Below are 12,446 nucleotides of genomic sequence, written 5' to 3' on the forward strand. Positions count from 1 at the left end.
ATAGGGAAGCAGTGCGCAAAGTATTATGATAAAATCCGCCCCCCTGCGGGGCCAAATGAACCCGTAAAGGAAGAGTATGAACATTATTGAAGCTGCTGTAGCTACCCCGGACGCTCGCGTCGCCATCACCATTGCGCGTTTCAACAACTTCATCAACGACAGCCTGCTGGAAGGTGCTATTGACGCCCTGAAACGTATCGGCCAGGTTAAAGATGACAACATTACCGTTGTGTGGGTTCCAGGTGCTTACGAACTGCCACTGGCAGCGGGCGCGTTGGCGAAAACCGGTAAATACGACGCGGTGATTGCGCTGGGTACCGTTATTCGTGGCGGCACTGCGCACTTCGAATACGTTGCGGGCGGTGCAAGCAATGGTCTGGCGCACGTTGCACAGGATGCTGAAATTCCTGTCGCGTTTGGCGTACTGACCACTGAAAGTATTGAACAAGCCATCGAACGCGCTGGTACCAAAGCCGGTAACAAAGGTGCAGAAGCTGCACTGACCGCGCTTGAAATGATCAATGTATTGAAAGCCATCAAGGCCTGATTTTTTTGTAAGGGGAATTCCGTGAAACCTGCTGCTCGTCGCCGCGCCCGTGAATGTGCCGTTCAGGCACTTTACTCCTGGCAGTTGTCCCAGAACGACATCGCTGATGTTGAATACCAGTTCCTGTCAGAACAGGACGTGAAAGACGTTGACGTTCTGTACTTCCGTGAACTGCTGTCGGGAGTGGCGACTAATAGCGCGTATCTCGATGGTCTGATGAAACCCTACCTGTCCCGTCTGCTCGAAGAGCTGGGTCAGGTTGAAAAAGCAGTGTTGCGCATTGCGCTGTTTGAGCTGTCTAAACGTGATGATGTGCCGTATAAAGTGGCCATCAACGAAGCGATCGAACTGGCGAAAACCTTCGGCGCTGAAGACAGCCACAAGTTTGTAAACGGCGTTCTTGATAAAGCAGCACCTGCGATCCGTCCCCACAAAAAGTGATCCGCAAACCGGAGTTCTGCATTGCCTGACGGGCAGTGCGGCTCCGGTTTTTTCTTTTATTTGCTGAGGCATAACGTATGGCATGCGGCGAATTCTCCCTGATTGCCCGTTATTTCGACCGTGTCAGAACCTCTCGTCTTGATGTTGAAACCGGCATTGGCGATGACTGTGCACTTCTCAATATTCCCGAAAAACAGACGCTGGCAATCAGCACCGACACCTTAGTGTGCGGGCGCCATTTTTTACCGGATATCGATCCTGCCGATCTGGCATATAAAGCGCTGGCGGTCAACGTGAGCGATTTGGCCGCGATGGGCGCCGATCCGGCGTGGTTAACGCTGGCCCTGACGCTGCCAGAGGTTGATGAACCCTGGCTTGAAGCCTTTAGTGACGCCCTGTTTGAGCAGCTTAACTACTACGACATGCAGTTGATTGGCGGCGATACCACGGCGGGGCCGCTATCGATGACGCTCGCGATCCACGGCTATGTGCCGGCTGGACGCGCGCTGAAACGCTCGGGGGCGAAACCTGGCGACTGGATCTACGTCACCGGCACGCCGGGTGACAGCGCGGCGGGGCTGGCGATCCTCCAGGATCGCTTAACCGTGAGCGATACGGATGACGCGGCGTACCTGGTCAAGCGCCATCTGCGGCCCACGCCGCGTATTCTTCACGGCCAGGCGCTACGCGAACGGGCAAGCTCGGCTATCGATCTCTCGGACGGGTTAATCTCAGACCTCGGTCATATACTGAAGGCCAGCGGTGTCGGCGCGCGCGTTGATCTGGATCTGTTCCCGCTATCAGAACAGCTGCTTCGACATGTCGAGCCTGAGCAGGCTCTGCGCTGGGGGCTCTCCGGTGGCGAAGATTATGAGCTGTGCTTTACCGTGCCTGAGCTCAACCGTGGGACGCTGGACGTGGCGTTAGCCCATCTTGGCGCGAAGTTTACCTGCATCGGGCAGATCATGCCGGAGAGCGAAGGGCTGAAGTTTGTGAAAGACGGTGCGCCTGTGACGCTGGACTGGAAAGGGTACGATCACTTCGGGTGATGTTGTGCGATCTGTACTGCCGGGTGGCGGCTTCGCCTTACCCGGCCTGTATTAGAGGGTTAGGGAGAGGGATTACTTAAACCCCACCACCGGATGCTGCTGATACGGTGTCTCCAGTTCGGCAACCTGCTCCGGCGTCAGCGTGATATCCACCGCATTCAGCAGTTCATCAAGCTGTTCTTCCCGCGAAGTGCCAATAATCGGTGCCGCGACGCCGCGTTTACCCAGCAGCCATGCCAGCGCGACCTGGGCGCGGGTTGCTCCGGTATCGTCGGCGATCCCGGCTAAACGCTCGGCAATTAACGCATCGCTGGCTTCTGTACTGGAATAAAGGTTTTTTCCCACTTCATCCGATACCAGGCGGGCCGTGGTTTCCCCCCACGGACGGGTCAGGCGACCGCGTGCCAGTGGGCTCCATGGGATCACCGCCACGCCTTCCTGATCGCACAGCGGTAGCATCTCGCGTTCTTCTTCGCGATAGATCAGGTTGTAGTGATCCTGCATGGTGACGAAGCGCGCCCAGCCATGTTGCGCCTGCAGGGCCAGCGCTTCGGCGAACTGCGACGCGTGCATAGACGATGCGCCGATGTAGCGCGCCTTACCGGCTTTCACCACATCGTTGAGCGCTTCAAGCGTCTCTTCAATGGGAGTGTTGTAATCCCAGCGGTGAATTTGCAGCAGGTCGACATAGTCCATGTTCAGGCGTCGAAGGCTGTCATCAATGGAACGCAGGATCTGGGCGCGAGAAAGGCCCTCAGCCAGATCGCCCACCGGGTAATAGACCTTGGTGGCGACGACGATTTCATCACGTCGCGCAAAATCGCGCAGGGCACGGCCAACGATCTCTTCACTGCTGCCGTCGGAGTAGCTGTTGGCGGTGTCAAAGAAGTTAATGCCACCTTCGATGGCGCGTTTGATGATGGGGCGGCTGCTCTCTTCCGGCAGCGTCCAGGCGTGATTACCCCGGTCAGGCTCGCCAAAGGTCATACATCCCAGGCAAAGTCGGGAAACGTTAAGATCCGTTTTTCCTAATGTCGTGTATTGCATGGTTCCACTCCTGCTTTTTAAACAATACGTTTAAGCATAGCAGGAGCGGAAAAGGGGAGGGATCAGGCAAGCCAGCTACGAATTTTGGCTTCAATACCAGCGGCGTCCAGGCCAATTGCCGCGCGGGCTTCGTCCTGAGTACCTTGCGGAATGAAGTGATCCGGCAGACCGAGGTTCAGTACCGGAACGGCTTTACGGTTCGCCATCAGCACCTCGTTCACGCCGCTGCCCGCGCCGCCCATGATGGCGTTTTCTTCCAGCGTCACCAGCACGTCATGGGTTTCTGCCATGTTCAGGATCAGGGATTCATCGAGCGGTTTCACAAAGCGCATATCCACCAGAGTGGCATTCAGCGACTCAGCGACCTTAGCGGCTTCTGGCATCAGGGTACCGAAGTTCAGAATTGCCACTTTCTCACCGCGACGCTTCACCAGACCTTTACCTATCGCCAGCTTCTCCAGCGGTTGCAGCTCAACGCCCACCGCATTTCCGCGTGGATAGCGAACCGCGCTTGGGCCATCCTGATAGTGGTAACCGGTAAACAGCATCTGACGACACTCGTTTTCGTCGCTTGGCGTCATGATGACCATATCCGGGATGCAGCGCAGGAACGAAAGATCGAATGCGCCCTGGTGCGTCTGGCCGTCAGCACCCACGATGCCTGCGCGGTCGATAGCAAACAGCACCGGCAGCTTCTGGATGGCAACGTCATGGATCACCTGATCGTAGGCGCGTTGCAGGAAGGTGGAGTAGATCGCCACCACCGGTTTGTATCCACCAATCGCCAGACCCGCCGCGAAGGTGACTGCGTGCTGCTCGGCAATCGCCACGTCAAAATACTGGTCAGGGTATTTTTTGGAGAACTCGACCATGCCGGAACCTTCACGCATGGCCGGGGTGATCGCCATCAGCTTGTTGTCTTTCGCCGCGGTTTCACATAACCAGTCGCCGAAGATTTTGGAATAGCTCGGCATGCCGCCGCTGCTTTTTGGCAGACAACCGCTGGTCGGATCGAATTTAGGTACCGCGTGGAAAGTGATTGGATCTTTTTCCGCCGGTTCGTAACCACGGCCTTTTTTCGTCATGATGTGCAGGAACTGCGGGCCTTTCAGGTCGCGCATGTTCTTGAGCGTGGTGACCAGCCCCAGCACGTCGTGACCATCAACCGGGCCAATGTAGTTAAAGCCCAGCTCTTCAAACAGCGTGCCTGGCACGACCATACCCTTGATGTGTTCTTCGGTGCGCTTGAGCAGCTCTTTGATTGGCGGTACGCCGGAGAACACTTTCTTGCCGCCTTCGCGCAGCGAGGAGTAGAGCTTGCCGGAGAGCAGTTGTGCCAGATGGTTATTCAGCGCGCCGACGTTCTCGGAAATCGACATTTCGTTATCGTTCAGGATAACCAGCATATCCGGCTTGATATCGCCCGCGTGGTTCATGGCCTCAAAGGCCATCCCGGCGGTGATAGCGCCGTCGCCAATCACGCAGACGGTGCGGCGCTGCTTGTTCTCTTTTTCGGCGGCCACGGCAATACCGATACCCGCAGAGATGGAGGTGGAGGAGTGGCCGACGCTTAAGACGTCATACTCGCTCTCACCGCGCCACGGGAACGGATGCAGGCCGCCTTTCTGGCGGATGGTGCCAATTTGATCGCGACGACCCGTCAGAATTTTGTGTGGATAGGCCTGGTGGCCCACGTCCCAGATGAGCTGATCGAACGGGGTGTTGTAGACGTAGTGCAGCGCAACGGTCAGCTCGACCGTGCCAAGCCCGGAGGCGAAATGTCCGCTGGAACGGCTTACGCTGTCGAGCAGATAGCGACGCAGTTCGTCGCACAGCTTCGGCAGGTTCTCTTTCGGCAACAGACGCAACTCCTGGGTGGAGTCAACTAACGCCAGTGTCGGGTATTTGGCAATATCAAAACTCATCAAAGGCTCATCGAGATAGTGTGTTTATTTATCACGCTGGATTATATAGTCCGCTAGCGCTTCCAGTGCCGAGGTATCGAGAGACTGCGCGGCCAGTTCATTCAGCGACTGGCGGGCTTCCTCTATCAGATCCCGGGCTTTACGCTGGGCTTGCTCGAGACCCAGCAGGGCGGGGTAGGTACTTTTGCCAAGCTGCTGATCCGCACCCTGACGTTTACCCAATGTTGCAGTATCGCCCACCACATCCAGAATGTCATCCTGAACCTGGAACGCCAGACCGATACTTTCTGCGTATCTGTCCAGAATCGGCAGGGCTTTGCGCCCCTGTTCACCCGCGCTCAGTGCGCCCAGGCGAACGGCGGCACGAATGAGTGCGCCCGTTTTATGCCGGTGAATACGCTCCAGCTGTTCCAGATTAACCTGACGTCCTTCTGCCTCCAGATCCAGCGCTTGCCCGCCGCACATTCCGGCAACGCCGCTAGCCATCGCCAGTTCGGAAACCATGGCCAGACGGTCGCGATCGGTCACTTCGGCCATCGGCGCATCGCTCAGAATGGAGAATGCCAGCGTCTGCAGGGCATCCCCCGCCAGGATGGCATTCGCTTCGCCAAACTTAATATGGCAGGTTGGCTGACCGCGACGCAGATCGTCATCATCCATCGCCGGTAAATCATCGTGGATCAGCGAGTAGGCATGGATGCACTCAACGGCGGCAGCCGGGGCGTCCAGCGTGGTATCGCTGATACCAAACATATTGCCTGTGGCGTAGACGAGGAACGGGCGCAGGCGCTTTCCACCCAAGAGTGCGCCATAGTGCATGGCCTCAACCAGTGGAGTGTTCTGAAAAGGTTGTGGCGCAATAAAACGGCGCAGGGCGTCGTTGGCGCGGATGACTCGCGCCTGAAGCTCGTTAGCAAAATCCATTTACTCGGCGTCCGGTGTGAAAGGCGTTGTCTTAGCGTCTTCGCTATCGGAAAGCAGGATCTGCACACGCTGCTCGGCCTGCTGCAGTTTAACCTGCCCCTGGCGCGCCAGCTGCACGCCACGCTCGAATTCGTTGAGCGCCTCTTCCAGCGGTAAATCACCGCTCTCAAGGCGGGTGACGATCTGCTCCAGTTCACTCAGCGCAGTTTCAAAACTGGCCGGTGCGTCGTTCTTCTTCGGCATAGTGAATTGACTCTTATATTCTCAGCCCCGACATGGTAACGGACTCGGGGTAATTATCAAATAACGCGCAATGTGCACAGGAACGGCGCGATGGTGGTATACTTGCGCGCCTGGATGCAGCCACGGGTGTGGGCTGTAATATTATTTTCCATTACAAGCCTTAATACGCTTGCCTAAGAAACATTGCCGCCATGAAGTTTATCATTAAATTGTTCCCTGAAATCACCATCAAAAGCCAATCTGTGCGTTTGCGCTTTATTAAAATTCTCACCGGGAACATTCGTAACGTTTTAAAGCACTACGACGAAACGCTCGCCGTGGTGCGCCACTGGGATCACGTTGAAGTTCGCGCGAAAGATGAAAACAAACGTCAGGACATTCGCGACGCGCTGACCCGTATTCCGGGTATTCACCATATTCTGGAAGTGGAAGATGTTCCGTTCACTTCCCTGCATGACATCTTCGAAAAAGCGCTGGTACAGTATCGCGACCAGATCGAAGGCAAAACCTTCTGCGTGCGCGTGAAGCGTCGCGGCAAGCACGAATTCAGCTCTATCGAGGTGGAACGTTACGTTGGTGGCGGTCTGAACCAGCATGTTGAAACGGCGCGCGTGCGTCTGACCAACCCGGATGTCACCGTGAACCTGGAGATCGAAAACGATCGCCTGCTGCTGGTGAAAGGGCGTTACGAATGTATCGGCGGTTTCCCAATCGGTACCCAGGAAGATGTGCTGTCCCTGATTTCCGGTGGTTTCGACTCTGGCGTCTCCAGCTACATGCTGATGCGTCGCGGCTGCCGTGTGCATTACTGCTTCTTTAATCTGGGCGGCGCGGCGCATGAAATCGGCGTGCGTCAGGTGGCACACTATCTGTGGAATCGCTTTGGCAGCTCGCACCGCGTGCGCTTTGTGGCGATCAACTTCGAGCCAGTGGTTGGCGAAATCCTGGAGAAAGTGGACGACGGTCAGATGGGCGTGGTCCTCAAGCGTATGATGGTGCGTGCGGCCTCTAAAGTAGCGGAACGCTACGGCGTGCAGGCGCTGGTCACCGGTGAAGCGCTGGGGCAGGTTTCCAGCCAGACGCTGACCAACCTGCGTCTCATCGACAATGTTTCTGATACCTTGATCCTGCGTCCGCTGATCTCCCATGATAAAGAGCACATCATCGATCTGGCGCGCGAAATTGGCACTGAAGATTTTGCCCGTACCATGCCAGAGTACTGCGGCGTGATCTCGAAGAGCCCGACGGTCAAAGCGGTGAAGGCGAAGATCGAAGCGGAAGAAGAGCACTTCGATTTCAGCATTCTGGATAAAGTGGTGGAAGAAGCGTCCAACATCGACATCCGTGAGATTGCCCAGCAGACCGAGCAGGAAGTGGTTGAAGTTGAAACCGTGAGCGGTTTCGGTGCCAACGACGCGATTCTGGATATCCGCTCCGTTGATGAGCAGGACGACAAGCCGCTGCAGGTGGAAGGGGTGGAAGTGGTTTCTCTGCCGTTCTATAAGCTGAGCACCAAATTTGGCGACCTCGACCAGAGCAAAACATACCTGCTGTGGTGTGAACGTGGAGTGATGAGTCGCCTGCAGGCGCTGTACCTGCGTGAGCAGGGCTTTGCGAATGTGAAGGTGTATCGTCCGTAGTTCATTTTCAGGGAGTGCGGCCTGATGCCCTCACCCCGACCCTCTCCCACGGGTAGAGGGTGCAAACATTAAAAACGGCAACCTCAGGTTGCCGTTTTGCTTTTACTCGTAGTAGTTATAAATCCCCGCCGCCATCACCAGCGTTGAGGCGACGTCGTAGGCTTTCTCACGCCCGACCAGCAGGTCAACAATCTTTAAGCCAAAGTCTATCGCGGTTCCTGGCCCCTGGCTGGTGAGCAGGTTGACGCGCGGATCCCAGACGACGCGTTTATCCACCCACTGCTCTTCCGGTATAGTCTCTTTCAGCCCCGGGAAACCGGTCATGTTACCAATGGGGAAGATATTATGTGGAACCAGTACCGTCCCGGCGGCGGCACAAATGGCGGCAACGATACGTCCCGACAGATGAAACTGTCTGACGGTTTCGACTAACAAAGGGCTGTCGCGAAAACACTCCGCACCTTTCAGGCCTCCGGGCAGCACGATGATGTCGTAATCCCCGTCGGCCACCTGTACCAGTGGGGCATCTGCAAGGAGTTTCACTCCACGGGAACAGGTAATAGCCAGGTTGCCATCGCTGGCGACGCTGGCGGTGGTGACCTTAATGCCGCCACGCACCATGATATCGATGGTGGTGACCGCTTCAGTCTCTTCGCTACCAGGGGCGAGGCAAACCAGTGCCGACGCGCTCATATTCACTCTCCTTACGTTTTACCAGGTCATACAGGCGGGCGTTTTCCGGCACAGCAATGCCGTGTGCCCGGGCGCGTTTTAGCAGATAGCCAGTGATGTAGTCGATTTCGGTGTGGCGAAGCGCCCGAACATCCTGCAGCATGGATGAGATATTTTCTGCCGTACTATCAATAACCTGCTCGACATAATAGCGTAAATCATCCGCCGATGTGTGTAAGCCTTCACGCTCGATTACCGAGGCGACTTCGGCACAGAGGGTGGCAACGTCCTGGGGATGGTTCTTCAGTTCCCCGTTCGGGCAGTTCCACAGTGCGGTCAGCGGATTGATCACACAGTTAACGGCCAGCTTGCGCCACAGCTGTGGGCGGATGTTGTCATGCCAGGCCACATCTGGCAGTACGTTCTGCAGCGTGTCTGCCAGATAACTGTAGTCGCCATCCTGGTCGCGGGCAGGCCCAATATGCGTGACGCCGTTGGCGACATGCACAATGATATTGCCATCGCGGCGCGCAGCGTGCGTGGTGGTGGCCATCAGCAGCGGCTGGGCAATGCTTTTCAACTCATCAATCGTCCCCATACCGTTATGCAGCAGTAAAATGGGCGATGTTGGGGGGAGTTGGGCTGCCAGCGCTTTTACCGCATCTGAAACTTGCCACGCTTTGAGCGTGACCAACAGCAGGTCGCTTTGCGCCAGGAAATCAGGATCGTTCGCGGTGAGGGATTCGTTAAAGATACTACCGTCTTCACCAATCAGGTTTACACTGCAATAGGGCTGAGGTACGCGCAGCCAGCCCTGAACCTCGTGTCCGTGCTTGCATAGCGCGGCCAGCCATAGCTGACCAAGGGCTCCGCATCCGAGCACTGTGATTTTCATTGTTCCTCCTCACCTGCAACTGCACCAGGTGTTACGGCCTAAGTATAGCGCCGTCAGCTAAGCTTCTGTTGAGTTATGCCTCGTAGCGGGTATTATGCAACGCAACAAAAATGAAGGGAGAAGAAAAGATGCCATCTTTCGATATTGTTTCCGAAGTTGATATCCAGGAAGTTCGCAACGGCGTAGAAAACGCAACCCGCGAAGTTGAGTCACGTTTCGATTTTCGTGGCGTTGAAGCCTCGTTTGAGCTGAACGATGCCAATAAGACCATCAAGGTGCTGAGCGAATCTGATTTCCAGGTTAATCAGCTGCTCGATATTCTGCGCGCCAAGCTGTTAAAACGCGGCATTGAAGGGACCTCGCTGGACGTACCGGAAGAGTTCGTGCACAGCGGTAAAACCTGGTTTGTTGAAGCCAAACTGAAGCAGGGCATTGAGAGCGCGGTTCAGAAGAAAATCGTTAAGCTCATCAAAGACAGCAAGCTGAAGGTTCAGGCGCAGATCCAGGGCGAAGAAATTCGTGTAACCGGTAAATCCCGTGATGACCTGCAGTCCGTCATGGCGCTGGTGCGCGGCGGCGATCTGGGGCAACCGTTCCAGTTCAAAAACTTCCGCGATTAAAACGAAAAAGCCCGGCCAGACCGGGCTTTTTTTCAGGCTTTCAGGGCCTGTTCGACTTCAAAGCGGTTTGTTACTTTACTGTCTATTTTGACATACGCGCTGCGCTCTTCTGCCGCGATCAGCACTTCACTCACGCCCTCTGTCGATGCAAGACGCTGTTTCAGCGCATCATCGATCTCAACGTCGTCCGGAATTTCTACCCGCAGACTACTGACGTAGCGCGGCTCTTTCATGGTACCGGCGACCAGCAGCCAGACCGTCGCCAGCAGTGCGCCCGCGAGGAAGACGGTTTGTGAATCAAACAGGCCGTCTACCCAGCCACCGAGTGCGCCGCCAATCGCCACGCCGATAAACTGGCTGGTGGAGTAGATACCCATCGCCGTGCCTTTATAACCGGCAGGGGATTCCTTACTGATCAGCGACGGCAGCAGGGCTTCCATCAGGTTAAACGCCAGGAAGAAGATCTGCACACCGGCAACCAGCTCCCAGAAGTGCGGACCGGCGCCCCAGAGTACGATCTCGGCAATCAGCAATACCGCCACGCAGCCGATAAAGACGCGCTTCATCTTGCGCTTCACTTCGGCATAGATAATAAACGGTACCACCGAGACGAACGAAATCACCATCGTCACCAGATAGATTTTCCAGTGCTCTGCCGCCGGGAAACCTGCGGCAGCCAGTTGGCCGGGCAGGGCGACAAAGGTCGACATCAGCAGAATGTGCAGACACATAATGCCGAAGTTCAGCTTCAGCAGGCGCGGCTCAACCAGCACTTTGCTAAAGCAGCCTTTTACCATCCCGGATTCACGGTTCAGGACGTGGTTTTTGCTGTCCGGTACCACCCACAGCGTTAAGGCAATACCGAGGGTCGCCAGCACGGCAATCATCCAGAACAGGGCGTGCAGGCCAAGCGTATGGGTAATAATCGGGCCGAGCACCATCGCAATCGCAAACGTGACGCCAAAGCTCACGCCGATAAATGCCATCGCTTTGGTACGGTTTTGTTCGCGGGTTAAATCCGACAGTAGCGCCATCACGGCGGCGGCAATTGCGCCGGAACCCTGCAGGGCGCGGCCAAGAATAATGCCCCAGATGGAGTGGGAGAGGGCAGCGATGACGCTACCCAGCACGAAAACCAACAGACCACCAACAATCAGGGGTTTGCGGCCTACACGGTCAGAGAGCAGACCAAACGGGATCTGGAATACCGCCTGAGCCAGACCATAAATACCAATCGCCAGGCCAATCAATGCTTCGCTGGCGCCCTGTAATGCCATGCCGTACGTGGTCAGAACAGGCAGGACCATAAACATGCCGAGCATCCGTAGCGAGAAAACAGTCCCTAAACCCCAGGTCGCGCGTAGCTCGCCCGGTGTCATTTTATAATCGTTCATTGCCACCTCAATTCAAAAGCAGGCATTAGTTTAGGCGGGGTGTTAATTGCGGTAAACAGGTGTTTGTTTAAGAGATATTACCATCGTGCAAAACAGCGTCGGGCAAAAAAAAAGCCAGGTGATTAACCTGGCTTTTTCAATTCTGCACACTTACCAGACGTAAGTCAGCAGGTTGTGTGAATCCGGCACCATAAAGTCCACGGACATCATCACCGACAACGAGGTGATGGCGACAATCGAGAACACAAACAGTTTGCGCGCCCAGACTTTGTCATCTTCCACTTTGTAACCGCGCAGGGCCATACCAAGCCACCAGACGCTCACCGCGGCGGCCACGACCAGATATTTATACCCGGCGTACCCCCCCAGCGAGAGCATCAGCGTTGCCACGGCAAAGGCGATGATGTACAGCGTGATGTGGTTCTTGGCAACGGAAATGCCCTTCACGACCGGCAGAACCGGAATGTTCGCTGCCTGATAATCCTTAAAGCGGAAAATCGCGATGGCATAGGAGTGCGGCATCTGCCACAGGCTAAAGATAGCCAGCAGGATCAGCGCACCGCTGTCGAACTCGTTCGTGACCGCGCAGTAGCCAATCACCGGCGGCGCAGCGCCGGAGAGAGAACCAATCAGCGTGCCGTAGACGGAGTGACGTTTCATATACAGGCTGTAAACGCCCACATAGACCACGAACCCCATCACCCCCAGCCAGCAGGCCAGTGGGTTAGCACCAAACCACAGCAGCATAAAGCCAGCAATACCCAGCAAGGTGGCGTACACCAGCGAGACGGAAGGGGCGATCAGGCCTTTCACCAGCACCCGATTTTTGGTCCTTTCCATCTTCTTGTCGATATCCATGTCGATGTAGTTGTTAAATACACAACCGGACGCAACAACCAGCGACACACCGACCAGCGTGTAGATAAAGAGGGTGTAATCAATGCTGCCTTTAGAGGCCAGCAGGAACCCTCCGATCACGGAGATCAGGTTGCCAAAGATGATGCCTGGTTTCGTTACTTGCAGGTATTGCTTAAACATACTCGCCGCTC

General features: G+C 55.9%; 13 protein-coding genes. 5 read left to right on the forward strand and 8 right to left on the reverse strand.

Annotated features, from left to right (window positions below; genetic code table 11):
* Positions 1–76 precede the first annotated feature (76 nt).
* The 3 genes from ribH (at position 77) to thiL (ending at position 2,037) form a co-directional block, all read left to right on the forward strand.
* Positions 77–547: a 6,7-dimethyl-8-ribityllumazine synthase gene (gene ribH / locus ACTJJI_RS00825; RefSeq protein ID WP_006176874.1), complete on the forward strand. Its 471-nt coding sequence runs from the start codon at positions 77–79 to the stop codon at positions 545–547.
* A 21-nt stretch (positions 548–568) separates the two neighbouring features.
* A complete protein-coding gene (gene nusB, locus ACTJJI_RS00830; RefSeq protein ID WP_006809908.1) occupies positions 569–988 on the forward strand; it encodes a transcription antitermination factor NusB in 420 nt (139 codons plus the stop codon).
* A gap of 77 nt (positions 989–1,065) precedes the next feature.
* Positions 1,066–2,037, forward strand: coding sequence for a thiamine-phosphate kinase (gene thiL / locus ACTJJI_RS00835; RefSeq protein WP_118283265.1), 972 nt, complete (start codon positions 1,066–1,068; stop codon positions 2,035–2,037).
* Between the two features lie 72 nt (positions 2,038–2,109).
* Here thiL and ACTJJI_RS00840 read toward each other — a convergent pair whose 3' ends face one another.
* The 4 genes from ACTJJI_RS00840 to xseB all read right to left on the reverse strand — a co-directional run bounded on the left by ACTJJI_RS00840 (position 2,110) and on the right by xseB (position 6,176).
* The gene (locus ACTJJI_RS00840) at positions 2,110–3,084 is read right to left on the reverse strand and encodes an aldo/keto reductase (RefSeq protein ID WP_063424749.1); all 975 of its coding nucleotides are present in this window, start codon (positions 3,082–3,084) and stop codon (positions 2,110–2,112) included.
* 62 nt (positions 3,085–3,146) lie between these two features.
* On the reverse strand, positions 3,147–5,009 hold the full coding sequence (gene dxs, locus ACTJJI_RS00845) for a 1-deoxy-D-xylulose-5-phosphate synthase (protein WP_014830868.1): 1,863 nt from the start codon (positions 5,007–5,009) through the stop codon (positions 3,147–3,149).
* Positions 5,010–5,033: 24 nt separating this feature from the next.
* Complete coding sequence (gene ispA / locus ACTJJI_RS00850) at positions 5,034–5,933, reverse strand: (2E,6E)-farnesyl diphosphate synthase (protein ID WP_096928146.1); 900 nt, start codon at positions 5,931–5,933, stop codon at positions 5,034–5,036.
* Positions 5,934–6,176, reverse strand: coding sequence for an exodeoxyribonuclease VII small subunit (gene xseB / locus ACTJJI_RS00855; protein WP_008503331.1), 243 nt, complete (start codon positions 6,174–6,176; stop codon positions 5,934–5,936).
* Between the two features lie 191 nt (positions 6,177–6,367).
* On the opposite strand from xseB, the gene thiI reads away from it, so the two are divergent.
* Complete coding sequence (gene thiI / locus ACTJJI_RS00860; RefSeq protein ID WP_440652690.1) at positions 6,368–7,816, forward strand: tRNA uracil 4-sulfurtransferase ThiI; 1,449 nt, start codon at positions 6,368–6,370, stop codon at positions 7,814–7,816.
* A 102-nt stretch (positions 7,817–7,918) separates the two neighbouring features.
* On the opposite strand, the gene yajL is transcribed toward thiI, so the two are convergent.
* Positions 7,919–8,509, reverse strand: coding sequence for a protein deglycase YajL (yajL, locus tag ACTJJI_RS00865; protein WP_014830870.1), 591 nt, complete (start codon positions 8,507–8,509; stop codon positions 7,919–7,921).
* On the reverse strand, positions 8,472–9,383 hold the full coding sequence (gene panE, locus ACTJJI_RS00870) for a 2-dehydropantoate 2-reductase (RefSeq protein WP_440652693.1): 912 nt from the start codon (positions 9,381–9,383) through the stop codon (positions 8,472–8,474). The genes yajL and panE overlap by 38 nt, the downstream gene beginning before the upstream one ends.
* Before the next feature lie 128 nt (positions 9,384–9,511).
* On the opposite strand from panE, the gene ACTJJI_RS00875 reads away from it, so the two are divergent.
* Positions 9,512–10,003 (forward strand): YajQ family cyclic di-GMP-binding protein, encoded by a 492-nt coding sequence (locus tag ACTJJI_RS00875; RefSeq protein WP_008503327.1) that lies wholly within the window; start codon positions 9,512–9,514, stop codon positions 10,001–10,003.
* A gap of 32 nt (positions 10,004–10,035) precedes the next feature.
* Here ACTJJI_RS00875 and ACTJJI_RS00880 read toward each other — a convergent pair whose 3' ends face one another.
* Positions 10,036–11,397, reverse strand: a complete 1,362-nt coding sequence (locus tag ACTJJI_RS00880) for an MFS transporter (protein ID WP_047360803.1) — start codon at positions 11,395–11,397, stop codon at positions 10,036–10,038.
* Positions 11,398–11,547: 150 nt separating this feature from the next.
* A complete protein-coding gene (gene cyoE, locus ACTJJI_RS00885) occupies positions 11,548–12,435 on the reverse strand; it encodes a heme o synthase (RefSeq protein ID WP_010428092.1) in 888 nt (295 codons plus the stop codon).
* Positions 12,436–12,446 lie beyond the last annotated feature (11 nt).

It is taken from the genome of Enterobacter sp. 22466 (genome assembly GCF_052044775.1).
GTDB classification, from domain to species: Bacteria; Pseudomonadota; Gammaproteobacteria; order Enterobacterales; family Enterobacteriaceae; genus Enterobacter; species Enterobacter dissolvens.

Coding starts and splice junctions, on each gene's coding strand:
- panE (WP_440652693.1), bottom strand. CDS start 9,383: ATGAAAATCACAGTGCTCGGATGCGGAGCCCTTGGTCAGCTATGGCTG.
- ispA (WP_096928146.1), bottom strand. CDS start 5,933: ATGGATTTTGCTAACGAGCTTCAGGCGCGAGTCATCCGCGCCAACGAC.
- thiI (WP_440652690.1), top strand. CDS start 6,368: ATGAAGTTTATCATTAAATTGTTCCCTGAAATCACCATCAAAAGCCAA.
- ACTJJI_RS00840 (WP_063424749.1), bottom strand. CDS start 3,084: ATGCAATACACGACATTAGGAAAAACGGATCTTAACGTTTCCCGACTT.
- ACTJJI_RS00875 (WP_008503327.1), top strand. CDS start 9,512: ATGCCATCTTTCGATATTGTTTCCGAAGTTGATATCCAGGAAGTTCGC.
- thiL (WP_118283265.1), top strand. CDS start 1,066: ATGGCATGCGGCGAATTCTCCCTGATTGCCCGTTATTTCGACCGTGTC.
- ribH (WP_006176874.1), top strand. CDS start 77: ATGAACATTATTGAAGCTGCTGTAGCTACCCCGGACGCTCGCGTCGCC.
- cyoE (WP_010428092.1), bottom strand. CDS start 12,435: ATGTTTAAGCAATACCTGCAAGTAACGAAACCAGGCATCATCTTTGGC.
- yajL (WP_014830870.1), bottom strand. CDS start 8,509: ATGAGCGCGTCGGCACTGGTTTGCCTCGCCCCTGGTAGCGAAGAGACT.
- dxs (WP_014830868.1), bottom strand. CDS start 5,009: ATGAGTTTTGATATTGCCAAATACCCGACACTGGCGTTAGTTGACTCC.
- ACTJJI_RS00880 (WP_047360803.1), bottom strand. CDS start 11,397: ATGAACGATTATAAAATGACACCGGGCGAGCTACGCGCGACCTGGGGT.
- xseB (WP_008503331.1), bottom strand. CDS start 6,176: ATGCCGAAGAAGAACGACGCACCGGCCAGTTTTGAAACTGCGCTGAGT.